This is a genomic window from Pseudomonas sp. 3B-A001-10F (assembly GCF_056313565.1).
Window position 1 is genome coordinate 130,606 of record NZ_JBQYFW010000003.1, and the last position, 25,221, is coordinate 155,826.

Sequence of the window (25,221 nt, forward strand, 5' to 3'; positions counted from 1 at the left end):
AATCCTTTTTTATAGGTCTTGTAGTGGCGCGGTCGCGCTGCGAGCGCCGAGCACGCCAGTGACGATGACATACGTTAGCGCGGCAGCGGCGATCCCTACCAGCGGCGCGACCCACGGCGAGCTGAACGCGGCAACGGTACCCACCGCATAGGCCCCGAGTCCCGGCCAGTTGAACGCCGGCAACCGTGCGTCGGCCAGGCGCGGATAACGCCCGCGCCAACGGAAGAAGAAGTCCGCCATGATCACCCCGCCAATCGGCGGAATCACCGTGCCGAGCAGAATCAGATACGGCACCAGCATGTCGTACATGCCCAGCAGAGCGAGCAGGGTGCCGATCACCGCACCGGCGAGGGTCACGGTTTTACGTCGGCCGGTGCGCAGCAGATTGCAACCAGCGACGGCGAAGTTGTAGATGGTGTTGTCCTGGGTGCTCCAGATGTTCAGCAACAGCATGGCCATTGCGGCCATGGCGAAACCTTGCAACAGCAGCACTTCAACCACGTCCGGTTGTTGGTAGACGATGGCGCCATACGCACCGATCAGCACCATCAGGCCGTTGCCGATGAAGAATCCGATCAGGCTGGCCAGCACCGCCACCCGCGCCGAGCGCGAGAAGCGTGTCCAGTTGGTCGCCTGCGTGGCGCCGCTGACGAAGGTGCCGAACACCAGAGTAATCGCCGTCGACCAGTCCAGCGAGCCCGTCGGCACTACGCTGAGCAAGCCTTCGAACCCGCCAACTTTCACCGTCGCCACCCACATCGACAGCAGGAGCAACAACATCATCGCCGGCACGGCGATGTACGAGAGGATTTCCAGCCCGCGATAACCGACGTAGGCCGTGGCGCAGAACAGCAGACCGAACAGCACCATCAGGCCGAGTACCGTGCTTTCGTCGAGATTGAAATATTTACCGATCACCACGGCAGCCGTCGCCGTGCCCCAGGCGTACCAGCCGATCTGGGTGAAACCGAGGATCAGGTCGCTGAGCTTGCTGCCTACTTCGCCGAAGCAGAAGCGGCCCATCAGCACTGAGTTGAGGCCGCTTTTGAAGGCGATATAACCAAGGCCCGCCGCATACAGGCCGAGCAGCAGGTTGCCGACGACGATCACCGCCATCATCTCGGCGAAACTGAACGCCACGCCGAGCTTGCCGCCGGCAAACATGGTTGCGGTGAAAAACGTGAAACCGAGCAGCACCATCGCCGTCGAGGCCAGGCCTTTGCGTGCATGCATGGGGACTTCGCTGAGGGGGTAATCGTTGCCGATATCGTTCTGCGTCATGGGGCGGTCCTTGCTGGAAAGGGAAGACGCGGGGGAGGGTTGCAGTGGTCGTGCCAAATGCCGGATGGCGCGGGTTATGTATAGACGAGTCGCGCGGATTGGCGCGAAAGCGGTGCACCTGAATACACCCAAGCCCAATGTGGGAGCGAGCCTGCTCGCGAAGGCGGCGTGTCAGGCGACATCTGCAGTGGCTGATATTCCGCTTTCGCGAGCAGGATCGCTCCCACAAGGGATAGGTGTTGGCTCAGAGGAAGCGCTGCAGGGCGGCGACGATGGCTTCGGGGGCGTCTTCCTGGACGAGGTGTCCGGCGTTGGCAATCGGGTGGAATCGTGACCCCGGGATCATTTGATGTAACGCTCGGCCACGCTCGATGGGAATCCACTGGTCTTCTTCGCCCCAGAGTATCTGCACCGGGCAACGGATTGTCGGGTACAGGCTTTCTGCTTCTCGGGTATAGCGCTCATCCATCTGCGCAATCTGCCGATAGAACGCCGCTTGCCCCGGATCGCCAAGCCACGGCTGCACGTAGGGTGCGAGTTCGTCGTCGGGGATATCCCGGTGAATCGCCCCGCGAATATAGGTCGGCACGATGGCGCGTTGAATGTAGTCGGGGATGCCACTAAACGCTGCTTCATGCTGACGCACATGCTGCACGAACGGCGAACCCCAAGGCGTCAGCGCGACCGGATCAATCAGGGTCAGGCTGCGGTAATCCTTGCCGTCGAGCAGATGTGCGCGCAGCACGGTGGCGCCGCCGAAGTCGTGGGCGACGACGTCCGGGCGTTGCAGATTCCAGTGATCGAGCAGTTGCGTCAGCAGGTGATTTTGCACGCCGAGGGAGACATCGGCGTCCGGTTGCTCGGAGCGCCCGTAGCCCAGCAGATCGAAGTAATGCACCCGATGCGTGGCGAAAAAGTGCGGCGCAATCCGATGCCACACGTACGACGAAAACGGCGTGCCATGCACCAACACCAGCGGCGGGCCATCGCCGCGCACGGCGTAGCGGACCTGTCGGCCGTTGAAGTCAAAGACCTGATCCAGCAGCCAGTCTGTCATGGGCCTGTCCTCTTGGCGGGTGGGAGCCAAAAAGCATAGGCGTAAAAAAACAGCCGTGAAGGCTGTTTATTCATTCACTGACACGCCGCTTATCCCTGTGGGAGCGAGCTTGCTCGCGAAGGCATTGTGTCAGTCAATATTTATTTCACTGGCAAACCGCATTCGTCGGAACGCCGCCCGGAGCAAGCTCGCTCCCACAGGGTTATGCAGTGATTTCTGGATCGGATTACTCACCGCGATAGATGCAACCGCTGGTGCACGTTTCGTGGATACGGATCGCGCTCAGTTCCGGCAGCAGTGGTTTCATTTCATTCCAGATGAATTTGGCCAGCACTTCACTGGTCGGGTTTTCCAGGCCGGGAATGTCGTTCAGGTAGTTGTGGTCGAGACGCTCGTACAGCGGTTTGAAAATCGCTTTGATCTCGGAGAAATCGCGGATCCAGCCGGTGTGCGGATCGAGATCGCCGCTGAGGTGAAGCGCCACTTTGAACGAGTGACCGTGCAGACGCCCGCACTTGTGGCCGTCCGGGACGTGCGGCAGGCGGTGGGCGGATTCGAAAGTAAACTCTTTGAAGATTTCCACGGTATTTTCGGCTCTGTTCAGATGGCGTTCGCCGCAGCGATTCGGGCAGGCGGCGAGTTTATCAGCTTGTGTTTGAGCGTGCTGACTAAAGGGTCAGCAAGCGCTCGGCGAGGCGACCATTGGCAGTCAGTTCAAGGAATTCATCGCCCAAGCGGCGGCTCTCGTCCATCGCTGCGTGCCAGTATTTCTGCCGGCTCGGTGCATCGCCCATAAAGCGCTTGAAGTCGTTGCGGTCAGGCAATTTGCCGTAGGGCAGGCGCGCCAGATATTCCTTCGACGGCGCGAGCAGCAGCACGTCCTGCAAGCGCTCCACCGAGGCCTTGCGCCATGGCAGGGTCTTGTCGAACCAGCCGGGAATCACCCGATCAGTGAAGTGCGGATAGAGCACAATGCCGTCGCCGCTGTAGGGCAGGTCGAGGTGATAATCGAGCAGACCACCATCGCGGAAAGTGCCAGCACCGGCGCCCGGCAAATCCCGTACACCTTCCATGACCATCGGGATCGAACCCGAGGCGAGCAGGGCCTGACGCAGATTGCTGGTATTCAGGGCGACGAAGCGCGACGGGAAGTCGTTCAGCGCATTCACCGGCGGGGCCAGGCGTGGGTCGTGGATGATCAAGCGTTCGAAGTGTCGCGACAGACGCGCGCGGCCGCGCAAGTTGTCGGCGATCACCGAACCCAGCGCCAGACCCAGGCGACCGCGATGGTCATCAGCCAGGCGCCCCTGACTTTTCACCACCATGATGTTCAGGCGGTAATGCGCGTTGTCGAGGATGCTCGCGTCGCGGCCGTCGAGCAGGTCATGGAGCATGCGCTGCGAGCTCTGACTGATCTCGGCCATGGTCACGCCTTTGTTGAAGTTCTGCTCGGCGTACAGATGACCGAGGCGCCGGATACCTTCGGCGGCGTCCGGCAGGCAAGCGCTGGCGAAACGCCAGGAACCGACCGAGGCGCCGATCAGCGAACGCTCGCGCGGCGCGCTGGGCAGCCATTCACCGAACAGCGCCAGATCCAGCCCCTGAATTCCCAACGCCTTCGGTCCACCGGCGGCGCCGGGCAGGGTGCCGACGTCGGCAGCGTTCAGGCCTTGCGCACGAATCCGCCCCATGGCCCGTGGGCCAGCCTTGAGGGTGAGGGCGGGGAATTTGATGTGGATGGCGGTCATACCGGTCTCGATCGTTAGCAAGCGAAGGATTATAGAACGATGATGTCCCCTGTGGGAGCGAGCTTGCTCGCGAAAGCGTAGGGTCAGTCAACGATGATGTGTCTGATACACCGCATTCGCGAGCAAGCTCGCTCCCACAGGGGGGCATATGTTGAGCTGGGGCAATGATGGCAATTCAGTTTCAGTTAAGTTCATCCCGCTAAGGTGCCCACCGTATGCAACACATAAAAATATGGAGACACCATGAAAACCCTGACTGCCCTGTCCATTGCCTCGATTATCGGTTTCACTGCCAGCCTCGCCCATGCCCGCGATCTCGGCCCTGACGAAGCCCTGCGTCTGCGCGACGCTGGTACTATCGTCTCCTTCGAGAAGCTCAACGCCACCGCGTTGGCCAAACACCCGGGTTCGACGATCACTGAAACCGAGCTGGAAGAAGAGTACGGCAAGTACAGCTACCAGATCGAAATGCGCGATCCGCAGGGCGTCGATTGGGATCTGGAATTAGACGCGGTGACTGGGCAGGTTCTCAAGGATCATCAGGATAAGTAATGAAGGTTAATGTTCGCGCCACCAGCCGTACGGCATTGGCGCTGGTGATTTTCTGCTCGGCCGCGATGGCGCGTGACCTCGATCAGGACGAAGCCCTGAGTCTGCGTGAGAAGGGCGTGATCCTGCCGCTGGAGCAAGTGCTGCAGCAGGCGCTGGATCGCTATCCCGGCGCAAAACTGCTGGAAGTCGAGCTGGAAGAAAAACACGACGTCTACATTTATGAAGTCGAGTTGCTCACCCTTGAAGGTGTCGCCCGTGAGCTGCACTTGAAGGCCGATACCGGCGAACTTGTGAAAGACAAGGAAGATTGATCGATGCGTTTGCTTTTGGTGGAAGACCACGTACCGCTGGCCGACGAATTGCTCGCCGGCCTGCAACGGCAAGGTTACGCGGTCGATTGGCTGGCGGACGGTCGTGATGCGTTGTATCAGGGCAGTAGCGAGCCCTATGACCTGATCATTCTCGACCTCGGCCTGCCCGGCGTGCCGGGGCTTGAGGTGCTGGCGCAGTGGCGCGCCGGCGGTCTGGCGATTCCGGTGCTGATTCTCACGGCGCGCGATTCCTGGGCCGAGCGCATCGAAGGCCTGAAGGCCGGTGCCGACGATTACCTGACCAAACCGTTCCACCCCGAAGAGCTGCAACTGCGCATTCAATCGCTGCTGCGCCGCTCCAAAGGCCAGGCCAATCAGCCGACATTGCAGGCGGCCGGCCTGCATCTGGACGAGGGTCGGCAATGCGTGGTTCGCGACGGCGCCGATATTCAACTGACCGCCGCCGAGTTCCGTCTGCTGCGTTATTTCATGCTGCACCCGGAGCAGATCCTCTCCAAAAGCCACCTCGCCGAACACCTCTACGACGGTGAAACCGAGCGCGATTCCAACGTCCTCGAAGTGCACGTCAACCACCTGCGGCGCAAGCTCGGCAAAAGCGTGATCGAAACCCGTCGCGGCCAGGGTTACCTGTTCGGCGGGCAGGCTTCGTGAGGTCGATCCAGCGCCGCTTGAGCCTGGGTCTGATCAGCGTGATGGTGGTCGTCGGTGTGGTGGTGGCGCAAACCAGTCTGTGGTTGTTCGAAGTGGGTTTGCAGCGCTACCTCGAAGCCGGCCTGCGCAACGACAGCGAGAGCCTGTTGGTGGCGCTGGTCCGTGGCCCGCAAGGGCTGCAACTGGATGAAAGACATCTGTCCCCAGCCTATCAGCGGCCGTTTTCCGGGCACTACTTCCGTATCGATTTTGCCGACAGCCATTGGCGTTCGCGCTCGTTGTGGGATCAGGACCTGCCGCTGCTCGACCATCCCGGGCTGCACAGCAATCTGCAACTGGGGCCGGACGGTCAGCAGTTGCTGGTGCTGCGCTCGGATTATCGGCGCCTGGGCCAATCGATTTCGATCAGCGTCGCGCAGGATTACACCCCCGTGCGCGAGAGCTTTCAGCGCATGCGCCAGATCGGCCTCGGCCTTGGTCTGGCGGCATTGTTGCTGATTCTGTTCTTGCAGCGATTGACCGTGCGCCGCGCGCTGAAACCGCTGGAAAGGGCTCGTGAGCAGATCGCGCAATTGCAGCAAGGCCAGCGTTCGCAACTCGATGATCAGGTGCCGGTGGAACTGGAACCGCTGGTGGCGCAGATCAACCATTTGCTCGCGCACACCGAAGACAGCCTCAAGCGCTCGCGCAATGCCTTGGGTAATCTCGGGCATGCATTGAAAACGCCTTTGGCGGTGTTGTTGAGCCTGGCTTCCAGCGAAAAACTCGATGCGCATCCCGAGTTACGCAAGGTGCTCAAGGAGCAGCTGGAGCAAGTGCAGCAGCGGCTCAACCGCGAACTGAACCGTGCGCGGCTGTCCGGTGATGCGCTGCCGGGGGCGCTGTTTGATTGTGATGCGGAACTGCCGGGGTTGTTGGCGACGTTGAACATGATTCATGGCGAGCATTTGGCGCTGAGTTATGTCGCGCCGGCGGGGTTGCAACTGCCGTGGGATCGCGAGGATTTGCTCGAACTGTTGGGGAATCTTCTGGATAACGCCTGCAAGTGGGCGGACGCCGAGGTGCGTCTGAGTGTGATCGAACGTTCGGACGGTTTTGCACTGAGCGTGGAAGATGACGGCCCGGGGATTCCCCAAGAACAGCGCGCTCAGGTATTCAGTCGCGGTACGCGGCTGGATGAGCAGACCCACGGGCATGGGTTGGGGCTGGGGATTGTGCGCGACATCGTCGATACGTGGGGCGGGTTGCTGGTGTTGGGCGAGAGTGAGTGGGGCGGGTTGAAAGTGGTGATTGAGTTGCCTCGGCGGTGAGCCTCTAAAAGCCCCTCACCCTAGCCCTCTCCCAGAGGGAGAGGGGACTGACCGAGGTGTTTGTTCGAGATACACCGACCTGAGATATCGTGCCGAACTCAGGTTTTGAAAGCTTTCCCGTGACCTGAAATATCGAGACGGACTCAAGTTTTGAATGGCACGAAGATCGGCTCCCTTTCCCCCTCGCCCCCTTGGGGGAGAGGGCTGGGGTGAGGGGGTAAGGATCTACCTGACACCCCACAACCTTCAAATCAAACGCGAAACTGATCCATCAAACTCTGCTGCTGATTCGCCAGGCTATTGAGCGACTGGCTCACCCGCGCCGACTCATTCGCCTGCCCGGACAACGACTCTGTCACATCGCGGATCGTCGCCACGTTGTTATTGATCTCCTCGGCCACCGCACTCTGCTCCTCAGCGGCGCTGGCAATCTGCAGGTTCATGTCGCTGATCACCGTCACCGCATCGCCAATCTGGCGCAGCGCAGTCACAGCCTGGCCCACCTGCTCGACACTGCCCTGAGCCTGACGATGGCTGTTGCCCATCGAACCGACCACATCCTGCGTACCGCTCTGCAACTGCTCAATCACCTGGCGGGTTTCTTCCACCGACTCTTGCGTGCGGCGGGCGAGGTTGCGGACTTCATCGGCGACCACGGCAAATCCACGTCCGGCTTCACCAGCACGCGCCGCTTCGATCGCGGCGTTGAGCGCGAGCAGGTTGGTCTGCTCGGCGATGGCGCGAATGGTTTCCAGCACCGCGCCGATCTTCTCGCTGTTGGCCGCCAGCCCTTCGACTTGCACCATCGCCGCACTCATGTCGGCGGCGAGGGTGTCGATGCTCGCCGTGGTGCGATCGATCACGGTCAGGCCCTGACGGGTAGCGCGATCAGCATCCTTGGCAGCCTCGGCAGCCTGCGCAGCGCTACGGGCGACGTCTTGCGCAGTGGCGCTCATCTCGTGGGACGCGGTGGCGACCTGATCGACCTGACGGTATTGCTGTTCCATGCCAGCACTAGTCTGGGTGGCGATGGCCGAGGACTGGTCGGCGGTGTTGCGCGCGTCCTGCACCGAGCGTTTCACCTCGGCAATGATCGGCTGCAACTTGTCGAGGAACTTGTTGAACCAACCGGCCAATTGACCGAGTTCGTCCTTTTTGTCATAGGCCAGACGGCGGGTCAGATCACCTTCGCCACTGGCGATGTCTTCAAGCATGTGCGCCACACCGAGGATCGGTTTGGTCACGCTGCGTGCCATCAGCCACACCAGCAGCAGGCCGATCAACGCGGCCAGCACGCCGAGGCTCAGTTCGATCAACGTGCCGGAATTATTGCTCGCGTCCAGCTGTTGCTTGAGCGCTTCGGCGCGGCTGACCAGGACTTTTTCCGGCACATCCAGCAGCACGCCCCACGACGGGCCGCCGGGAATCGGCTGGAACGGCGACAGCACTTTCAGCTGGCCGTTGCTGTGCAGGCTGCTGACGCTGGTGCTGGAAGCCAGTTTGCTCAGCAGTTCGGCGCCGCTGATCTTGTCCACGGCATCCAGACGCTGGCTGAGTTTGCCGGCATCCCGGCTGTAACCGGCGAGGAGGCCGGCGGGGCTGATGATGCTCACGGCGGTCTGGCCGTCATAGAGCTTTTTGCTCGCGGCCTGACTGATCGCTTGCAGGCTGTTGAGGTTGATGTCGACCGACAGCGAGGCGATGACTTTGCCGTTGACCATCAGCGGGAAGACGATGCTGGTCATCAGCACGTTTTGCCCGTCGATCACGTAGAAGTACGGTTCGATTACACACGGCTTGAGTGTGGCGCGCGGGCAGGTGAACCAGGCGTTGGCCGCTTGACCGCTGGGGCCGGTGCTGGTGTCGGCCATGTCGCTTTCCGGCAGGGCCATCGAGGTGACTTTGCCCGGGGTCGGTTGCGACCAGTACAGGGCGAAACGGCCCTTGTCGTTGCTGCCGAGTTCAGCCTGACCGGCAAACAGTTCGTCCTTGCCGTCCAGCGCGTTGGCTTCGAATACCAGCGACAGGCCGAGCAGGTCAGGGTTGGCTTGCAGCGCGGATTTGACCTGACGGGTCATGTCTTCGCGCAGGTCGAAGGCATCGAGGAAACGCTTCTCGGCCTGCTCGCGCAGAAACAGTACCTGCCGCGAGAAGCCGTGACCGTACTGATAGGCGTCCATGAACTGCTGGCGAATGCCGGCCGCCTGCACTTCCCCTTGCGATTCGATGCGCGCCTGCGCCGACTCGGTGAGCATTTCCATGCTCGAAGCTTTCACCAGTTCAGAACTGTGCTCCATGCGATACAGCGAAAGACCTACCAACAGGGTCACGATACCGGCCAGGCAGAGGCCGGCGAGCAGGGTGATTTTCCATTGGATGGAAAGTTGTCTGAGCGACATGGAGACGTCCTTATTCGATAAATATCTGAGACTTTGCACTGTAACGGCCGCGTTTCGGCTTTCTTTATCGTTGAAACACAATATGGCGGATTGACGCACCCGGGAGCGCTCGCTTTGACACCGCCGCCACTCTGCGGCACAGTGCGCGCCCTTCTAATAAGACCCTCTTTGCAAATCCGCCGGTTAAGCTTTGGCGGACTCATTCTGTCTGGCGGTCGGTTTTCCACCGCAGTGTTTTTCGAGGAAGTGAAATGAATGCAGTCATAGCGGCGGTCGGCGTCATGCTGGTGCTCAGCCTGTCCCGCGTGCATGTGGTGATCGCTCTGATCGTTGGGGCGCTGGTCGGCGGCCTGACCGGTGGTCTGGGCATCGACGCCACGCTCAAGGCGTTCAACAGCGGCTTGGGCGGCGGCGCGACCGTGGCGTTGTCCTACGCCTTGCTCGGCGCTTTCGCCGTGGCGATTGCCAAGTCCGGTCTGGCTCATGCGCTGGCCGACAAGGCGCTGGCAATGGTTGATCGCCAGCACTCGACCGGCGGTGGCAGCGTCAAATGGCTGCTGATTGGCCTGTTGTGGGTGGTGGCGATTGCCTCGCAGAACATTCTGCCGATCCACATTGCGTTCATTCCGCTCTTGGTGCCGCCGCTGCTCTATGTGCTGACCAAGCTGCAACTCGACCGCCGCTTGATCGCCTGTGTCATGACATTCGGTCTGATCACGCCGTACATGTTCCTGCCGGTGGGCTTCGGCAACATCTTCCTCAATGAAATCCTGCTGGCCAACGTTGCCCGTAGCGGTGTCGACATCAGCGGTATCAATGTCACCCACGCCATGGGCATTCCGGCGTTGGGCATGGTCTTCGGCCTGGCGATGGCGTTCATCACCTATCGCAAGCGGCGCGTATACGACCTGGCGAAGATCGAGCAGGTCGAGCAAGTGGCGGTGCAGTACAACCCGCTGAGCCTGATGATTGCCGGTGTGGCGATTGCTGCTGCGTTCATCGTGCAACTGCTGCTGGACTCGATGATTATCGGGGCGCTGGTCGGTTTCCTGATCTTCTCGGTGTCGGGCATTGTGAAATGGCGCGAGACCGATGACCTCTTCACCGAGGGCATGAAGATGATGGCGATGATCGGCTTCATCATGATCGCCGCCTCCGGGTTTGCCGAGGTGATGAAGGCCACCGGTGAGGTACAGACCCTGGTCGAGTCGTCGGCGTCGTGGATCAATCACAGCAAGGGCGTCGGCGCGTTGCTGATGCTGCTGGTCGGGTTGCTGGTAACCATGGGCATCGGTTCGTCGTTTTCCACGGTGCCGATTCTGGCGGCGATCTTCGTGCCGCTGTGCGTGCAACTGGGCTTCAGCCCGATCGCCATTGTCTGCATCGTCGGCACCGCCGGTGCGTTGGGCGACGCCGGTTCGCCAGCGTCGGATTCGACCCTCGGCCCGACCTCCGGCCTGAACATCGACGGCCAGCATCACCATATCTGGGACACCGTCGTGCCGACGTTCCTGCACTACAACCTGCCGTTGCTGGCGTTCGGCTGGGTGGCCGCGATGGTCCTCTGAACCCTCTCCGGTGTCGTTCCCACGCTCTGCGTGGGAATGCCTCTTGTGACGCTCTGCGTCACGTTGTTGGACGCGGAGCGTCCGGGGCTGCATTCCCACGCAGAGCGTGGGAACGATCCTCAACGATCCTCATACCGAAGCTCAACTTTTGCTTGCGCGTGCCGTTAAAGCCTTTAACCACGCCAATAAAACCAAAAGAGTGAGCCCCCACAATGCGCCTGAGCCTCAAGGCTAAAGTCCTCTCCCTCGCCGTTCTCCCGGTGTTGCTCTTTGCCCTGGTCATCAGCCTGACCACGCTGTTCATCCTCCAGGAGCAAGCGCACAAAGAGGTCGACCAGACCCGCGAGCGTCTGCTCGGCGATGCCAAAGCCACTCTGCAAAGCTACGTCGCCGTGGCCATGACCACGATCAAGCCGCTGTACGACGCGGCCGCGCCGGGTGACGTTGAGGCGCGGGCGCAGGCGATCAAATTGCTCTCGGGCATTCGCTACGGCAAGGACGGCTACTTCTTCGGCTACGACTCCGAGACCGTGCGCCTGTTCAAAGCCAACGACCCCGAAGGCGTGGGCAAAAGTTTCAAGGACAACCGCGACCCGAACGGCGTCTACGTCAATCGTGGTCTGGTGAGTGTGGCGAAGGACGGCACCCACTATCTGCAATACAGCTCGCCACTGCCGGGCAACGCCAACGTGCTGGTGCCAAAGCTCGGTTACACCGAATACCTGGCGAAGTGGGACATGGCGGTCGGTACGTCGGTCAACCTCGACGGCATCGAAGCGCAAGTGGCGCTGGTCGAAGCGCAGGTGCAGGAACGTATGCAAGGCGTGGTGCTGAGCATCGTCGGCGTCGCGGTGGTGGTGCTGTTGGTCATCGCGGCGGCGGGGATGCTGTTGGCCAATACCATTTTGCGTCCGTTGACCCTGATGAAAGCCAACCTCGACGACATTGCAGCGGGTGAGGGCGACCTTACGCGTCGCCTGAACATCACCAGCCAGGATGAACTTGGCGAACTGGCGGGCTCGTTCAACCGTTTCGTCGACAAGATTCATGGCCTGGTGCGGCAGATCACCGAGATGACCACGCAACTGACCGGTCTGGTGACGCAAGTGTCCGATCAGGCCCAGCGTTCGGATCAGGCGATGGAGCGTCAGCGCCACGAGACCGATCAGGTTGCCACGGCGATCAACGAGATGTCTGCCGCCGCGCAGGAAGTGGCCAAAAGCGCACAGAACGCCGCCGTCGCCGCTCAGCAGACCGACGAAGAAGGCCAGAGCGCCAAACGCGTGGTGGCCGGCAGCATCAAGCAGATTCATGCGCTGGTCGATGACATCCGCAGCAGCGGCGTGTCGCTGGACAGCCTGCAGCAAGACGTGACGTCGATTGTCGGCGTGCTCGGGGTGATTCGTTCGATCGCCGAGCAGACCAACCTGCTGGCGCTCAACGCCGCAATTGAAGCGGCGCGGGCCGGTGAGGCCGGACGTGGTTTTGCCGTGGTGGCGGATGAGGTGCGGGCGCTGGCCAGCCGTACGCAGATCAGCACGCAGGAAATTCAGGGGATGATCGATCGTTTGCAGGCGGGTACGCAGCAAGCGGTTGAAGCCATGCGTCGTTCCAGTGAGGCGGGCGACGGCACTTCACAGCAGGCCAATCAGGCCGGGGCTTCGCTGGATGCCATGGCCGAGTTGATCGCGACGATCAACTCGATGAACGCGCAGATTGCCAGTGCGGCGGAAGAGCAGACGGCGGTGGCGGAGGAGATCAACCGCAGCGTGCATCAGATTGCGGTGGCGGTGGACAGCGTGGCCGATGAGACGCAGTTGGGTGCGCAGACTTCGCGTAGTTTGGCGGAGCTGGGGCAGCGCCTGGGCAAACTGGTTGGGCAGTTCCGGATCTGACAGCCTGAAAAGCCCCTCACCCTAGCCCTCCCGAAACGTCGGACCGCCCATAGGGAGAGGGGACTGACCGAGTTGTCTTGCGTCATACGTCGACCTGAAAGATTCAGTCGATTTTGGATTCGGTAAAGCTGTTTCAGGTCGGCGTAATTCCATAGCATCCCCCAATCAGTTCCCTCTCCCTCAGGGAGAGGGCTAGGGTGAGGGGCTTTTGATTTTCAGTTTTCAGGGACGATCCCAATAGGGCACTTCACCAAAGCACTCGACGAAGAAATCAATCACCGTCCGCACCTTCACCGACAACCTGCGGCTCCCCGGCCACAACACCGCAATCTGCTGCGGCTCCAGGCTGTTCGACACCTGATACTTCCCCAGCACCGGCACCAGCGTGCCGTCGCGCACCGCTTCGCCAATCAGCCATGACGGAAACATCACCAGCCCCAGGCCTTGCTCGGCGGCTTGGGTGAGGGTGTCGGCGTGGTTGCCGGTGATCGGGCCTTTCACCGAGTACGGCGTCCAGTCCTCACCATCACGACGGAAAAACCAGCGCTGCTGGCCGGCCGCGCCTTTGTAGGCGAGGCAATGGTGTTGCGCCAGATCTTCAGGTTTCTGCGGCGTGCCGTGGCGCTTGAGATACGCCGGGCTGGCCGCGACCTGAAAGCGGTGCGGCGCCAGAATCCGTGCCTGCATACTCGAATCGTGCAGCGGGCCGATGCGAAACAGCAGGTCGGCGCCTTCTTGCAGCGGGTCGACGTAATGGTCGGTCTGCTGGATATCCAGTTGCAGCTTCGGATAACGCGCGCACAACTTCCCCAACCACGGCGTCAGATGCCGCTGACCGAATACTACCGGGGCGTTGATGCGCACCAGGCCGGTGGGTTCGCTTTGCTGTTCCTGCAGCGCCTGTTCGGCTTCCTCCAGTTGCACCAGCACCAGCCGCGCATGGTGACCGAGCATGCGCCCGGCTTCGGTTGGCGTCACCGCTCGGGTGTGGCGATAGAGCAATTGCTGATTGAGCGCCTGCTCCATCAACTGGATCTGCCGGGAGATCGAGGAGGGTGCCACGCCTTCCCGGCGGGCGACTTCGGAAAAGCTGCCGTGATCGAGCACCGCCACAAACAGCCTTAGCGCTTTGAATCCGAGTTCGTTAAGCCCGTGCATATCATCCTGCTGTGCGAATTACGCAAAAGTGTTGTCCGGATGCTCCCATTTATCGCACAGCTTCGCCAGCCGATAATCCGCGCCATCGTTTACTTGAGTGGAATGTTGTTTATGCAGACGTTGGATGAGGTGAGTGTCAGCGCTCCGGCGACGAAATCAGGGTTGCGCTTGTTGCTGCTGCCGCTGGTGATTCTCGCGGGCATGGGGTTGTCGGTGGAGGCGGGGTTGCTCGGTCCTTTGGGTGTGCAGGTCGGGCATCTGTGGGCGACTTTGAGCATCTTTGGCGTCGGCTCGGCGATTCTGTTTTTACTGCTGTTGTTCGCCGGTCCGCAAAAAGGCCCGGCACTGACGGATCTGCCGCGTTGGCAGTTGATTGGCGGTTTTCTGGGGCCGATGTATGTGGTGGTGCTGACGTTGGCCACGCCGCACATCGGTATCGCCATGACGATGATTGCGATTCTGTCCGGGCAGGTTGGCAAGAGTGTGTTGATCGACCATTTCGGCTGGTTCGGCGCGACGCGCAAGAAGGTCAATGCTGAGCGGTGGCTGGCGTTGGGGTTGATTGTGGCGGCACTTGTTTTGATTGCGCGGGGGTGAGTGATGAGTCTGGTTATTTTGTTGGCGGTGGTGGTGTTGGCCGGTGCGGTGTTGAGTGTGCAGGCGGCGATCAACGGGCGTTTGGGTGAGAGCGTCGGGGTGTTGCGCAGTAGTTTGCTGACATTCGTTGTCGGTGCGGTGTCGACCGGGTTGTTGATTTTGTTTTTTGAGCCGGCGCATGCGGTGAGTCTTTTGGATGTGCCGAAGTGGCAGTTGACCGGGGCGCTGTTTGGTGTGGTCTACATGATGGTGATGGTCGGGGCGGTGCCGGTGGTGGGGACGGCTGTGGCGACGGTGGCGGTGATTGTCGGGCAGCTGGGCATGGGGATGTTGATTGATAATTTTGGCTGGCTGGGGAATCCGGCGATTGAGCTTTCTTCCAGTCGGATTTTGGCGATGGGGTGTTTGGGGTTGGCTTTGGTGTTTATGTATCGGAGTTCGCGTCAGGCTGGGTGACCTGGGTTGCGTACATATCCATTGCTGCGGTTAAGCCCACTTAGGATTTCGCCCTTACGGCGACTCACTTTTTTTACAAACGCCTAAAAAAAGTAAGCAAAAAAACGCTTGCTCCTACGTGCGGCCCGCTCGCTGGGGCTCGGGGTTCCTTCGCTGCGGGATCGATCCGGGCGCAGCGTCTCCGGTTTGCTTCGCTGCACCTACTCCCGCTGTGTTTGGCTGCGCCAAACGGTCGCTGCGCTTCCACGCCCGGATCAATCCCTCCACTCAGCCTTCCGACGTCGCTTTACAGATCAAAAGCTGCAGCCGAGCTAACGCTCATCCTGTTGAGTGGTGAGGAGCAACAGCGTGTTCGGCTTTGGATTGGTGTTGGATTCACCCCTCACCCCAGCCCTCTCCCGAGGGAGAGGGAGCCGATTTGTGGGCTTTTCAAAATCTGAGTTCGACTCGGTATTTCACTTCGATGTAGCTCTCCCAAACATCTCAGTCAGTCCCCTCTTTCTCGGAGGGTGAGAGGCTGATTTCTTTGCTTTTTAGAGCCTGAGTTCAGCGCGGTATCGCACGTCGGCGTAGCTCGCCCAATCACCTCGATTAGTCCCCTTTTCCTCATGGCGAGGGGCTGATTTTTTTGCTTTTTAGAGCCAGAGTTCAACACGGCAATCGCACGTCGGCGTAACTCTCCCAAACACCACGGTCAGTCCCCTCTCCCTCTGGGAGAGGGCTAGGGTGAGGGGCTCTTGATCTGGCTCTTGATCTGGCTCTTGATCTGGCTCTTGATCTGGCTTTTGATCTTGCTTCGGCTTTTAATCTTTTGCCCCATCGGCAGGCCGAGCGGAGGTGTTCATCCGGGGGTTAGGCGCGCAGCGCCGTGCGGCGTAGCCGCATACATCGAGAGGAGGTGCAGCGAAGCAAACCGTAGGCGATGCCCCCGGATGGACACCGTAGCGAGGGAACACTGAGCCTCAGCGAAGTGCCGTACGCCGGGGCAAAGCCTTTTGCTTACTTTTCGGCGTCTGGAAAAGTGAGTCGCTGTAAGAGCGAAACCGCCAGCGGCAACACCCGCAGCAACGGATATGCCCCCAATCCCAATCCCAATCCCAATCCCCCAAACACAAAAAAAGGCGCGATCCTCTCGAATCGCGCCTTTCTCAAGTACCGCTATCTATCAACTACCCAACGCCTTCGACGCCAGCCAGAACAACCCGGCCGACAGCGCAACCGTCGCCGGCAAGGTCAACACCCAAGCCAACAGAATGGTGCGAACCGTGCCGCCCTGCAGGCCGCTCTTGTTAGCAACCATGGTGCCCGCCACGCCCGAAGACAGAACGTGAGTGGTCGATACCGGCAGGCTGAAGATATTGGCCATGCCGATCAAACTGGCAGTGGTGATCTGCGCCGACATGCCCTGGGAATAGGTCATGCCCTGCTTGCCGATCTTCTCACCGATGGTCAGTACCACGCGTTTCCAGCCAACCATGGTGCCCAGGCCCAAGGCCAGTGCAACCGCCAGAATCACCCAGAACGGCGCGTATTCGGTGGTGGTGGTCAGGTCTTTGCGCAGCTTGTCGAGGTCAGCCTTTTCACGGGCTTCCAGGCCAGGCAGCTTGCCAACCTTCTTCGCGGTGTCGTCCAGGCAGAGCAGGTAACGACGCACTTCGATGCGGCTGTCGGACGACAGCGAATGGTAGTCCGCTACGCCTTTAAGCGTGTGCAGCAGGGCGCTGATGGTCGGTTCGGTCTGCTGCGGGTTGCAGCGGAATTTCTCCGGCAGGTCGCCTTCCACGCTTTTGCCCAAGGCCAGGAATTCACCCAGTGAATCGGCGTTGCGCTGGTAGAACTGACTCAAGTGCAGGGTCGCATCGCGAGTGCGTTCGATCTGGTACGTGGTGCTGTTCAGGTCGAGAACGAACTGTGCAGGCACGATACCGATCAGTACCAGCATGATCAGGCCGATGCCTTTCTGGCCATCGTTGGAACCGTGTACGAAGCTCACGGCCATGGCCGAGATCACCAGAACGAGACGGTTCCAGAACGGCGGGTGCTTCTTGTCGTCGATCTTGCGGCGTTGTTCCGGTGTCTTGTGCATCTTCGACAGCGGACGCCACCACTTCAGGCCAATCAGGATCAGCGCGGCGATCAGGAAGCCGGCCATTGGCGAGAACACCAGCGAGGCGCCGATGTCGATCGCTTTTTGCCAGTTCACGCCGTCGGCCAACGGAATGTCGTTGATCAGGGCGTTGGCCAGGCCGACACCGAGGATCGAGCCGATCAGGGTGTGCGAGCTGGAAGCCGGGATACCGAAGTACCAGGTGCCCAGGTTCCAGGCGATTGCCGCGGCGAGCAACGAGAACACCATCGCCAGGCCATGGCCGGTGTTCACATTGATCAGCAGCTCAACCGGCAGCAAATGGACAATGGCATACGCCACGCCAACGCCGCCCAGCAGCACGCCGAGGAAATTGAACACACCGGAGAAGAACACCGCCAGGTGGGGCGGCATGGCTTTGGTGTAGATAACAGTGGCTACCGCGTTAGCGGTGTCATGAAATCCATTGATGAACTCGAAGGCGAGGACAAACGTCAGGGCGAGCAAGAGGCTCACAAGCACCCAAGCATCCAGTCCGCTGAATAAATCGATCATGAAGGTTTTCTGACCCGGTCGTAAGGGGGCGCGATTATGCCAGAAAAGACTGGGAATCGATCCCCTCCCTGCTCATCGGTTACACACTTCTTCGATTTAATTTGTTGCAACGCATGAAAACCAAGCGTGCTGCAGGGTTTTTCAAGTGCTTGATTTACTTGATAAAAAGCTTGTTTTGCAAGCGAATTTACCGATGCGCGAACGTCTCAAACGCTTGTCTGAAATATCTCTGAAACCTGTAGGACGCCCGTTCTCAGTCAGTCAGACCGGATGATGGCCGCTGCCCGCGGGTAGCGGGCGCGCAAGGCATCGTCGTTCCACCGCGCTTGTAACCGGTGTGGACGCAAACCTTCAGAAAATCCGAAAACCGTGGCTCAAGGCTCTTCGGCTTTGAGTTCCTTTTCGATCTTTTCGATTTCTTGCTTGAAGACCTGATCCTGAACGGTAGGGCGTTTACGCCATGCTTTGCGTTCCGGTTCGGGCTGAGCGGCGTAGGTGGTGACTTCCCCGCCGTAAACTTCCTTGTAACGTTGTTCCTGGCGCTCAAGTTCCGCGCGCAGTTCGTCTTTCGTCACAGTGCTACCTGTATGAGTTGAGTTAAGTGTCTGGTGAAACGCACTGCAACGAATCGGTTGAACGGAGCCACCGCGAGTTCAACGCCCGGACAGGCATTGGTGTAAACGGTGGGGCGATCAAGACTTCCGTGTTACAGGCGGCTACGGCACCAGATAAAAACTGACGCAGCATCAGTTTCCTGTTTCAGCGAGCGCAGGCGTTGCATGAGTGATTCGCGTCAGGCGCTGGCCGGGCTGTTGGCGATGGACATCGCCGCAGCGGGTGACGACCTCCGCGATTAAAAACGAGGTGCCACTGAGCTGCATTATAGCGGTCGATTCAGGAATGACTATCTTTGCCAAGTTAAAAACGGTTCCGGATGTGTGATTGTTTTGTGACTCGCAACTTTTGTTACTAGTTGAAGTGCGTGTTGGCCCTTATTGGGTGGGTGATCTGTTTTTGGCGCCATTTAGTCGGACAACTAAAGCTGTGATTCTGATAATCGCAAAGTTTGGCTTGCCCTATAAATAGCTAGACGCCATCCCAACAGTTGATTGCGATTATCGGTCGACGGTTCGATAATCGCCCAATCTTGCAGCCCGACGCTTGTGCATTTGTCGGCGAGCCGCTTGTATAGCCCATTGATCCGTGCCGGATAAAAGGACAAGAAATGAACGATCAAATGCGCAACTCCTTCACCTCTGTGGCGCCGCCGATCGTCGCCTCGCCGGCCAAACGTATCCAGGCGCTGACCGGTGATCCGGACTTCATGACTTCGCTGGCTCGTGGTCTGGCGGTGGTGCAGGCGTTTCAGGAGCGCAAGCGCCATCTGACTATCGCCCAAATCAGCCACCGCACCGAGATTCCCCGCGCCGCCGTGCGTCGTTGCCTGCATACGCTGATCAAACTCGGCTACGCCACCACGGACGGTCGCACCTATTCCTTGCTGCCCAAAGTGCTGACCCTCGGCCACGCCTATCTGTCGTCGACGCCACTGGCGGTATCCGCCCAGCCGTACCTTGACCGCATGAGCGAGCAACTGCATGAAGCCTGCAACATGGCCACGCTGGAGGGCGACGACATCCTCTACATCGCGCGCTCGGCGACCACCCAGCGGCTGATTTCGGTAGACCTGTCGGTGGGCGGTCGCCTGCCAGCGTATTGCACGTCGATGGGCCGGATTCTGCTCGCAGCACTTGATGACACCTCGCTGCGTGAATACCTCGATCACGCCGAACTGGTCGCCAAGACCAGCCGCACGATTCACACCCCCGACGCGTTGCTCGAATGCCTGCAGGAAGTGCGGCAGCAAGGCTGGTGCATCGTCGATCAGGAACTGGAACAAGGCCTGCGTTCGATTGCCGTGCCGGTCTACGATGCTTCCGGTCAGGTCGTTGCGGCGCTCAACGTCAGCACCCACGCCGGTCGCGTCAGTCGTACCGAGCTGGAGCAGCGCTTCCTGCCGGGCCTGCTCAGCGCCAGTCGCGACCTCAGTGCGCAGTTGTTTGCCTGATGAAGTGTTCGATAAACGCACAGTGTTGCGTTTATCGAATTGACGCTAAAACCCTCGGATCATTAATGTCGCGGCAGCGTCATCCGGCGCTGATGTGAATGAGCCCGCCGGACTGCCGATTCCCATAATAATGACAAGAGGCAACTCACCATGCGCATGCTCTCCGACTGTCTCCGCCCCATCCGCTGTTGCCGGGTTCACCGCAACGCCTGATCCAGACCTTCTATTCTTGTGACCGTGCCGCTCTCTGGCCGGCCGCCGTTCGACTGCGTTTTTTGCGTGGAATAAAAATAATGAACCAGCCTCAGTCCGCTGTGGGTAACTGCCTCGACGTGCAGACCTTCATCAATGCCCAACCGATCTCGCGCTATCAGTGGCGCGTGGTGATCCTGTGTTTCCTGATTGTCTTTCTCGATGGCCTCGACACCGCCGCGATGGGTTTTATTGCCCCGGCGCTGTCGCAGGATTGGGGCATCGACCGGGCCAGCCTTGGCCCGGTGATGAGTGCCGCGCTGATTGGCATGGTCTTCGGTGCACTCGGCTCTGGCCCTTTGGCTGACCGCTTCGGGCGCAAAGTCGTCCTCGTCGGCGCTGTGGTGCTGTTTGGCGCCTTCAGCCTGGCGTCGGCGTACAGCAGCAACGTTGAACAGCTGCTGGTGCTGCGCTTCCTGACCGGTCTGGGACTGGGGGCGGGGATGCCGAATGCCACCACACTGCTCTCGGAATACACCCCGGAGCGCAAGAAGTCGCTGCTGGTAACCAGCATGTTCTGCGGTTTCAACCTCGGCATGGCCGGTGGCGGGTTTATTTCTGCCAAGCTGATTCCGGCGTTCGGCTGGCACAGTCTGCTGCTGATCGGCGGGATCCTGCCGCTGATCCTCGCCGTGGTGCTGCTGTTCTGGCTGCCGGAGTCGGCGCGTTATCTGGTGGTGCGCAATCGTGGCACGGACAAAGTGCGCAAGACCCTGGCGCCGATCGACCCGGTCACCGTCGCTCAGGCCTCGAGCTTCAGCGTACCGGAACAGAAAACCGTCAAGGCGCGCAACGTGTTCGCGGTGATCTTCTCGGGCACTTACAGCACCGGCACCTTGCTGCTGTGGCTAACCTACTTCATGGGTCTGGTGATTGTTTATCTGCTGACCAGTTGGTTGCCGACGCTGATGCGTGACAGCGGCGCGAGCATGGAGCAAGCCGCATTTATTGGCGCGTTGTTCCAGTTCGGCGGGGTGTTGAGCGCGGTCGCTGTGGGATGGGCGATGGACCGCTTCAATCCGCACAAGGTCATCGGCATTTTCTACCTGTTGGCCGGGGTGTTTGCCTATGCGGTCGGACAGAGCCTGGGCAACATTACGTTGCTGGCGACTTTGGTGCTGGTGGCGGGGATGTGCGTGAACGGCGCGCAATCGGCGATGCCGTCACTGGCGGCGCGGTTTTATCCGACCCAAGGGCGGGCGACCGGGGTCTCGTGGATGCTGGGCATCGGCCGCTTTGGCGCGATTCTCGGGGCGTGGATGGGCGCAACGTTGCTGGGCCTGGGCTGGAATTTCGAGCAGGTGTTGACGGCGTTGGTAATTCCGGCGGCGTTGGCCACCACGGCGGTGGTGATTAAAGGCATGGTCAGTCATGCGGATGCGACCTGAGTATCAGCGCATGATCGTTCCCACGCTCTGCGTGGGAACGCCTCAATAGACGCTCTGCGTCTGCTTTGGGACGCGGAGCGTCCCGGGCTGTATTCCCACGCTCCGCGTGGGAACGATCAATCAAAACACGAACCGATAGGCTGACAACAATCTGTTCGATAAACGAACACTCAGTCGATTATCGGATTGTTTGGCCATTTCCCCAGGCTTAATCTGCAGTGACTCCGGCGCTGAACCTCGCGCCTTTTTATCACTGGCGATTCATTACAAAAACAGGAGCCCGCTCCATGGCTGAGATCCTTTCGCTGCACGACGCGGTGAAGCAGTTCGTCAACGACGGTGACACCGTCGCGCTCGAAGGCTTCACTCACCTGATCCCTACGGCCGCAGGTCATGAAATCATTCGTCAGGGCAAGAAAGATCTGACGCTGGTGCGGATGACGCCTGACTTGATCTACGACCAACTGATCGGTGCCGGTTGCGCACGCAAACTGATTTTCTCCTGGGGCGGCAACCCGGGCGTCGGTTCGCTGCACCGCCTGCGTGACGCGGTCGAGAAACAATGGCCGCATGCTCTCGAAATCGAAGAGCACAGCCATGCCGACCTGGCCAATGCCTACGTCGCTGGCGCATCCGGCCTGCCGTTCGCGGTGCTGCGTGCCTATGCCGGTTCCGACCTGCCGAAGGTCAACCCGCTGATCAAAACCGTGACCTGCCCGTTTACCGGTGAAGTGCTGGCGGCGGTGCCGTCGGTGCGCCCGGACGTGACCGTGATCCACGCACAGAAAGCCGACCGCCAGGGCAACGTGCTGCTGTGGGGCATCCTCGGTGTGCAGAAAGAAGCAGCACTGGCGGCCAAACGCTGCATCGTCACCGTGGAAGAGATTGTCGACAACCTCAACGCGCCAATGAATGCCTGCGTCCTGCCGACCTGGGCCTTGAGCGCAGTCTGCCACGTACCCGGCGGCGCGCACCCGTCCTACGCCCACGGTTACACCGAGCGTGACAATCGTTTCTACCAGGCGTGGGATCCGATCGCCCGTGACCGTGAGACGTTTACCGCGTGGATCAACGAATACATCCATGGCTGCGCTGACTTCAGCGCGTTCCAGGCCAAGCTGGCCGCTGCTTCGGAGGCCAAGTAATGACTTACACCACCAATGAAATGATGACCGTCGCGGCGGCCCGTCGCCTGAAGAACGGCTCGGTGTGCTTCGTCGGTATCGGCCTGCCGTCGAAAGCCGCCAACCTCGCGCGCCTGACCTCGTCGCCGGACGTGGTACTGATCTACGAGTCGGGCCCGATTGGCGCCAAGCCAAGCGTATTGCCGCTGTCGATCGGCGATGGCGAGTTGGCGGAAACCGCTGACACTGTCGTGCCGACCGGTGAGATTTTTCGCTATTGGTTGCAGGGCGGGCGCATCGACGTCGGTTTTCTCGGCGCCGCGCAGGTCGACCGTTTCGGCAACATCAACACCACCGTGGTTGGCGATTACTTCTCGCCGAAAGTGCGTCTGCCGGGTGCCGGTGGCGCGCCGGAAATTGCCGGTTCGGCAAAAAGCGTGTTGATCATCCTTAAACAGTCGGCGCGCTCGTTTGTCGACAAGCTCGACTTCATCACCTCGGTCGGTCACGGCGAAGGCGGCGACTCGCGTAAACGTCTGGGCCTGCCGGGCGCCGGGCCGGTCGGGATCATCACCGACCTGTGCATCATGGAACCGGAAGAAGGCACCCACGAATTCGTGGTCACCGCACTGCACCCGGGCGTGACCCGCGAGCAAGTCATCGCGGCCACCGGTTGGGCGATTCGTTTTGCCGAGCAGGTTGAAGCGACGGCCGAGCCGACCGAAGTCGAACTGAGCGCGCTGCGCGATCTCGAAGCACGTACTGCCGCCGCCCACGGCCAGGCACCGGGAGAAGCATGATGCGTGACGTTTATATCTGCGACGCGATTCGCACCCCGATCGGCCGTTTCGGCGGCGGTTTGTCCGCCGTCCGCGCCGATGACCTGGCCGCTGTGCCGATCAAGGCCCTGATGGAACGCAATCCATCGGTGGACTGGAATGCCATCGACGAAGTCTTCCTCGGTTGCGCCAACCAGGCCGGTGAAGACAACCGCAACGTCGCGCGCATGGCGCTGCTGCTGGCGGGCCTGCCGGAAAGCGTACCGGGCGTGACCCTCAATCGTCTTTGCGCTTCGGGCATGGACGCGATCGGCACCGCATTCCGCGCCATCGCCAGCGGCGAGATGGAGTTGGCGATTGCCGGCGGCGTCGAGTCGATGTCCCGCGCGCCGTTCGTGATGGGCAAGGCTGACGCAGGTTTTTCGCGCAACATGAAACTGGAAGACACTACCATCGGCTGGCGTTTCATCAACCCGTTGATGAAGGCGCAGTACGGCGTCGACGCGATGCCGCAGACCGCTGACAACGTCGCCGACGACTATAAAGTGTCGCGCGCCGATCAGGACGCGTTCGCTCTACGCAGTCAGCAACGCACTGCTGTCGCGCAGGCTGCTGGTTACTTCGCCGAAGAAATTGTTGAAGTACGGATTGCCCACAAGAAGGGCGAAACCGTAGTCAGCCAGGACGAACATCCTCGTGCCGATACCACGATCGAAGCACTGACCAAGCTGAAGCCAGTCAACGGCCCGGACAAAACCGTCACCGCCGGCAATGCTTCCGGGGTCAACGACGGTGCTGCGGCACTGATTCTGGCTTCCGCCGACGCGGTAAAAAAACATGGCCTGACCGCCCGCGCCAAAGTGCTCGGCATGGCCAGCGCTGGTGTCGCACCTCGGGTGATGGGCATCGGCCCGGTGCCGGCGGTGCGCAAATTGATCGAGCGCCTGGGCGTCGCGGTCAGCGATTTCGACGTGATCGAACTCAACGAAGCGTTTGCCAGCCAGGGTTTGGCGGTGCTGCGCGAACTGGGTCTTGCCGATGACGCTGCGCAGGTCAACCCGAATGGCGGCGCGATTGCACTCGGTCACCCGTTGGGCATGAGCGGTGCGCGTTTGGTGTTGACCGCGCTGCATCAGCTGGAAAAGACCGGTGGCAAGAAAGGTCTGGCGACCATGTGTGTCGGTGTCGGCCAAGGTTTGGCCCTGGCCATCGAACGCGTCTGACGCAAGCCGTGACGAAATAGAACAGAGGAAAGCGACATGTCTGACAAGCCTGGTTACCGTCGTCCGCAGGAAGGCACTCAGCCTGAGTACCTGCACCCGACGTATCAATCCACCAACCTGCGCTCACCGTCCAAGCCATTGGTGTTTCTGCCGCACTCGCTGTCGGAAATCACCGGGCCGACCATCGGCGCCGAGCGCGTGGGCGACACCGATAACGACCTGACCGCCCAGCATGAAGGCGAGCCGCAGGGCGAACGCATCATCATTCACGGCCGCGTGCTCGACGAAAACGGTCTGCCGGTGCCGGGGATTCTGGTGGAGATCTGGCAGGCCAACGCCGCCGGCCGCTATAACCACAAGCGCGACCTGCACGACGCGCCGCTGGACCCGAACTTCACCGGTACTGGCCGCACCGTCACCGACGCCGATGGCTGGTATCAGTTCCAGACCATCAAGCCCGGCGCCTACCCTTGGGGTAACCATCACAACGCCTGGCGCCCGGCGCATATCCACTTCTCGCTGTTCGGGCCGAGCATCCTCACGCGTCTGGTCACGCAAATGTATTTCCCGGGCGATCCGCTGCTGGCGTACGACCCGATCTACAACTGCGTGCCGGACACTTCGGCCAAGGAGCGCCTGATCGCCAGTTTCGATCTGGAAAAAACCATTCCGTCCTACGCCCTCGGTTATCGCTGGGACATCGTGCTGCGCGGGCGTGAAGCCACGCCGATGGAGAAATAAG

Annotated in this window: 21 protein-coding genes and 3 pseudogenes; 15 read left to right on the top strand and 9 right to left on the bottom strand. The window is 60.5% G+C overall.

The window, feature by feature from the left end; genetic code table 11:
* Nucleotides 1-9: 9 nt before the first annotated feature.
* From codB to AC0ZWN_RS04690, 4 genes are all read right to left on the bottom strand, one after another.
* Nucleotides 10-1,281, bottom strand: coding sequence for a cytosine permease (gene codB, locus AC0ZWN_RS04675; protein ID WP_093433843.1), 1,272 nt, complete (start codon nt 1,279-1,281; stop codon nt 10-12).
* Between the two features lie 244 nt (nt 1,282-1,525).
* Nucleotides 1,526-2,338, bottom strand: a complete 813-nt coding sequence (locus AC0ZWN_RS04680) for an alpha/beta fold hydrolase (protein WP_476334207.1) — start codon at nt 2,336-2,338, stop codon at nt 1,526-1,528.
* Nucleotides 2,339-2,564: 226 nt separating this feature from the next.
* Nucleotides 2,565-2,921 (bottom strand): 6-carboxytetrahydropterin synthase QueD, encoded by a 357-nt coding sequence (gene queD, locus AC0ZWN_RS04685; protein ID WP_007915588.1) that lies wholly within the window; start codon nt 2,919-2,921, stop codon nt 2,565-2,567.
* Nucleotides 2,922-3,006: 85 nt separating this feature from the next.
* Nucleotides 3,007-4,086, bottom strand: a complete 1,080-nt coding sequence (locus tag AC0ZWN_RS04690) for a patatin-like phospholipase family protein (protein ID WP_476334209.1) — start codon at nt 4,084-4,086, stop codon at nt 3,007-3,009.
* A 243-nt stretch (nt 4,087-4,329) separates the two neighbouring features.
* Here AC0ZWN_RS04690 and AC0ZWN_RS04695 point away from each other — a divergent pair, with 243 nt between their 5' ends.
* From AC0ZWN_RS04695 to AC0ZWN_RS04710, 4 genes are read left to right on the top strand one after another with little or no spacing between them, the layout of a single operon-like run.
* Nucleotides 4,330-4,638 carry a PepSY domain-containing protein gene (locus AC0ZWN_RS04695; RefSeq protein ID WP_095050576.1) on the top strand — a complete coding sequence of 103 codons (309 nt, stop codon included), beginning with the start codon at nt 4,330-4,332 and terminating at the stop codon, nt 4,636-4,638.
* Nucleotides 4,638-4,949, top strand: a complete 312-nt coding sequence (locus AC0ZWN_RS04700; protein WP_186624105.1) for a PepSY domain-containing protein — start codon at nt 4,638-4,640, stop codon at nt 4,947-4,949. The genes AC0ZWN_RS04695 and AC0ZWN_RS04700 overlap by 1 nt, the downstream gene beginning before the upstream one ends.
* Nucleotides 4,950-4,952: 3 nt before the next feature.
* The gene (locus AC0ZWN_RS04705; RefSeq protein ID WP_007915592.1) at nt 4,953-5,621 is read left to right on the top strand and encodes a response regulator transcription factor; all 669 of its coding nucleotides are present in this window, start codon (nt 4,953-4,955) and stop codon (nt 5,619-5,621) included.
* Entirely contained in the window at nt 5,618-6,931 is a 1,314-nt protein-coding gene (locus tag AC0ZWN_RS04710) for a sensor histidine kinase (protein ID WP_460091554.1), read from the top strand. Before AC0ZWN_RS04705 ends, AC0ZWN_RS04710 begins: the two co-directional genes overlap by 4 nt.
* A gap of 251 nt (nt 6,932-7,182) precedes the next feature.
* On the opposite strand, the gene AC0ZWN_RS04715 is transcribed toward AC0ZWN_RS04710, so the two are convergent.
* Nucleotides 7,183-7,938: a methyl-accepting chemotaxis protein gene (locus AC0ZWN_RS04715; RefSeq protein WP_371044236.1), complete on the bottom strand. Its 756-nt coding sequence runs from the start codon at nt 7,936-7,938 to the stop codon at nt 7,183-7,185.
* Nucleotides 7,939-8,040: 102 nt separating this feature from the next.
* Nucleotides 8,041-9,330, bottom strand: a pseudogene (locus AC0ZWN_RS04720) (PDC sensor domain-containing protein); the annotation flags it as partial.
* A gap of 251 nt (nt 9,331-9,581) precedes the next feature.
* Here AC0ZWN_RS04720 and AC0ZWN_RS04725 point away from each other — a divergent pair.
* From AC0ZWN_RS04725 to AC0ZWN_RS04735, 3 genes and pseudogenes are all read left to right on the top strand, one after another.
* The gene (locus tag AC0ZWN_RS04725) at nt 9,582-10,898 is read left to right on the top strand and encodes a Na+/H+ antiporter family protein (protein ID WP_093433861.1); all 1,317 of its coding nucleotides are present in this window, start codon (nt 9,582-9,584) and stop codon (nt 10,896-10,898) included.
* A 212-nt stretch (nt 10,899-11,110) separates the two neighbouring features.
* A pseudogene (locus AC0ZWN_RS04730) lies at nt 11,111-11,887 on the top strand (cache domain-containing protein); the annotation flags it as partial.
* A 312-nt stretch (nt 11,888-12,199) separates the two neighbouring features.
* Nucleotides 12,200-12,793: pseudogene (locus AC0ZWN_RS04735) on the top strand (methyl-accepting chemotaxis protein); the annotation flags it as partial.
* A gap of 222 nt (nt 12,794-13,015) precedes the next feature.
* On the opposite strand, the gene AC0ZWN_RS04740 reads toward AC0ZWN_RS04735, so the two are convergent.
* Nucleotides 13,016-13,951: a LysR family transcriptional regulator gene (locus AC0ZWN_RS04740; protein WP_476334211.1), complete on the bottom strand. Its 936-nt coding sequence runs from the start codon at nt 13,949-13,951 to the stop codon at nt 13,016-13,018.
* Nucleotides 13,952-14,062: 111 nt separating this feature from the next.
* Here AC0ZWN_RS04740 and AC0ZWN_RS04745 point away from each other — a divergent pair, with 111 nt between their 5' ends.
* Entirely contained in the window at nt 14,063-14,548 is a 486-nt protein-coding gene (locus tag AC0ZWN_RS04745; protein WP_095051024.1) for a DMT family transporter, read from the top strand.
* A 3-nt stretch (nt 14,549-14,551) separates the two neighbouring features.
* The gene (locus tag AC0ZWN_RS04750) at nt 14,552-15,004 is read left to right on the top strand and encodes a DMT family transporter (protein ID WP_093433867.1); all 453 of its coding nucleotides are present in this window, start codon (nt 14,552-14,554) and stop codon (nt 15,002-15,004) included.
* Between the two features lie 1,165 nt (nt 15,005-16,169).
* Here the strand turns inward: AC0ZWN_RS04750 and AC0ZWN_RS04755 are convergent.
* Nucleotides 16,170-17,645, bottom strand: coding sequence for an inorganic phosphate transporter (locus tag AC0ZWN_RS04755; protein WP_064119763.1), 1,476 nt, complete (start codon nt 17,643-17,645; stop codon nt 16,170-16,172).
* Between the two features lie 374 nt (nt 17,646-18,019).
* The gene (locus AC0ZWN_RS04760) at nt 18,020-18,220 is read right to left on the bottom strand and encodes a hypothetical protein (protein ID WP_008080067.1); all 201 of its coding nucleotides are present in this window, start codon (nt 18,218-18,220) and stop codon (nt 18,020-18,022) included.
* Between the two features lie 650 nt (nt 18,221-18,870).
* Here AC0ZWN_RS04760 and pcaR point away from each other — a divergent pair.
* The 6 genes from pcaR (at nt 18,871) to pcaH (ending at nt 25,220) form a co-directional block, all read left to right on the top strand.
* Complete coding sequence (pcaR, locus tag AC0ZWN_RS04765) at nt 18,871-19,713, top strand: pca regulon transcriptional regulator PcaR (protein WP_007917109.1); 843 nt, start codon at nt 18,871-18,873, stop codon at nt 19,711-19,713.
* Nucleotides 19,714-20,006: 293 nt separating this feature from the next.
* Nucleotides 20,007-21,353: a 4-hydroxybenzoate transporter PcaK gene (gene pcaK, locus AC0ZWN_RS04770; protein WP_093438668.1), complete on the top strand. Its 1,347-nt coding sequence runs from the start codon at nt 20,007-20,009 to the stop codon at nt 21,351-21,353.
* 287 nt (nt 21,354-21,640) lie between these two features.
* On the top strand, nt 21,641-22,498 hold the full coding sequence (locus tag AC0ZWN_RS04775) for a CoA transferase subunit A (RefSeq protein WP_077571457.1): 858 nt from the start codon (nt 21,641-21,643) through the stop codon (nt 22,496-22,498).
* Entirely contained in the window at nt 22,498-23,277 is a 780-nt protein-coding gene (locus tag AC0ZWN_RS04780) for a CoA-transferase subunit beta (protein WP_476334214.1), read from the top strand. The genes AC0ZWN_RS04775 and AC0ZWN_RS04780 overlap by 1 nt, the downstream gene beginning before the upstream one ends.
* Complete coding sequence (pcaF, locus tag AC0ZWN_RS04785) at nt 23,274-24,479, top strand: 3-oxoadipyl-CoA thiolase (RefSeq protein ID WP_177413065.1); 1,206 nt, start codon at nt 23,274-23,276, stop codon at nt 24,477-24,479. The genes AC0ZWN_RS04780 and pcaF overlap by 4 nt, the downstream gene beginning before the upstream one ends.
* A 36-nt stretch (nt 24,480-24,515) precedes the next feature.
* Nucleotides 24,516-25,220: a protocatechuate 3,4-dioxygenase subunit beta gene (gene pcaH / locus AC0ZWN_RS04790; protein WP_008080089.1), complete on the top strand. Its 705-nt coding sequence runs from the start codon at nt 24,516-24,518 to the stop codon at nt 25,218-25,220.
* Nucleotide 25,221 lies beyond the last annotated feature (1 nt).

What these genes read in the sequence shown, in the direction of transcription:
- AC0ZWN_RS04695 (WP_095050576.1), top strand. Translation starts at nt 4,330, where the DNA reads ATGAAAACCCTGACTGCCCTGTCCATTGCCTCGATTATCGGTTTCACT.
- pcaR (WP_007917109.1), top strand. Translation starts at nt 18,871, where the DNA reads ATGAACGATCAAATGCGCAACTCCTTCACCTCTGTGGCGCCGCCGATC.
- AC0ZWN_RS04715 (WP_371044236.1), bottom strand. Translation starts at nt 7,938, where the DNA reads ATGGAACAGCAATACCGTCAGGTCGATCAGGTCGCCACCGCGTCCCAC.
- codB (WP_093433843.1), bottom strand. Translation starts at nt 1,281, where the DNA reads ATGACGCAGAACGATATCGGCAACGATTACCCCCTCAGCGAAGTCCCC.
- AC0ZWN_RS04780 (WP_476334214.1), top strand. Translation starts at nt 22,498, where the DNA reads ATGACTTACACCACCAATGAAATGATGACCGTCGCGGCGGCCCGTCGC.
- AC0ZWN_RS04775 (WP_077571457.1), top strand. Translation starts at nt 21,641, where the DNA reads ATGGCTGAGATCCTTTCGCTGCACGACGCGGTGAAGCAGTTCGTCAAC.
- AC0ZWN_RS04680 (WP_476334207.1), bottom strand. Translation starts at nt 2,338, where the DNA reads ATGACAGACTGGCTGCTGGATCAGGTCTTTGACTTCAACGGCCGACAG.
- AC0ZWN_RS04705 (WP_007915592.1), top strand. Translation starts at nt 4,953, where the DNA reads ATGCGTTTGCTTTTGGTGGAAGACCACGTACCGCTGGCCGACGAATTG.
- AC0ZWN_RS04690 (WP_476334209.1), bottom strand. Translation starts at nt 4,086, where the DNA reads ATGACCGCCATCCACATCAAATTCCCCGCCCTCACCCTCAAGGCTGGC.
- AC0ZWN_RS04740 (WP_476334211.1), bottom strand. Translation starts at nt 13,951, where the DNA reads ATGCACGGGCTTAACGAACTCGGATTCAAAGCGCTAAGGCTGTTTGTG.
- pcaF (WP_177413065.1), top strand. Translation starts at nt 23,274, where the DNA reads ATGATGCGTGACGTTTATATCTGCGACGCGATTCGCACCCCGATCGGC.
- AC0ZWN_RS04745 (WP_095051024.1), top strand. Translation starts at nt 14,063, where the DNA reads ATGCAGACGTTGGATGAGGTGAGTGTCAGCGCTCCGGCGACGAAATCA.
- AC0ZWN_RS04755 (WP_064119763.1), bottom strand. Translation starts at nt 17,645, where the DNA reads ATGATCGATTTATTCAGCGGACTGGATGCTTGGGTGCTTGTGAGCCTC.
- AC0ZWN_RS04750 (WP_093433867.1), top strand. Translation starts at nt 14,552, where the DNA reads ATGAGTCTGGTTATTTTGTTGGCGGTGGTGGTGTTGGCCGGTGCGGTG.
- AC0ZWN_RS04725 (WP_093433861.1), top strand. Translation starts at nt 9,582, where the DNA reads ATGAATGCAGTCATAGCGGCGGTCGGCGTCATGCTGGTGCTCAGCCTG.
- pcaH (WP_008080089.1), top strand. Translation starts at nt 24,516, where the DNA reads ATGTCTGACAAGCCTGGTTACCGTCGTCCGCAGGAAGGCACTCAGCCT.
- AC0ZWN_RS04700 (WP_186624105.1), top strand. Translation starts at nt 4,638, where the DNA reads ATGAAGGTTAATGTTCGCGCCACCAGCCGTACGGCATTGGCGCTGGTG.
- pcaK (WP_093438668.1), top strand. Translation starts at nt 20,007, where the DNA reads ATGAACCAGCCTCAGTCCGCTGTGGGTAACTGCCTCGACGTGCAGACC.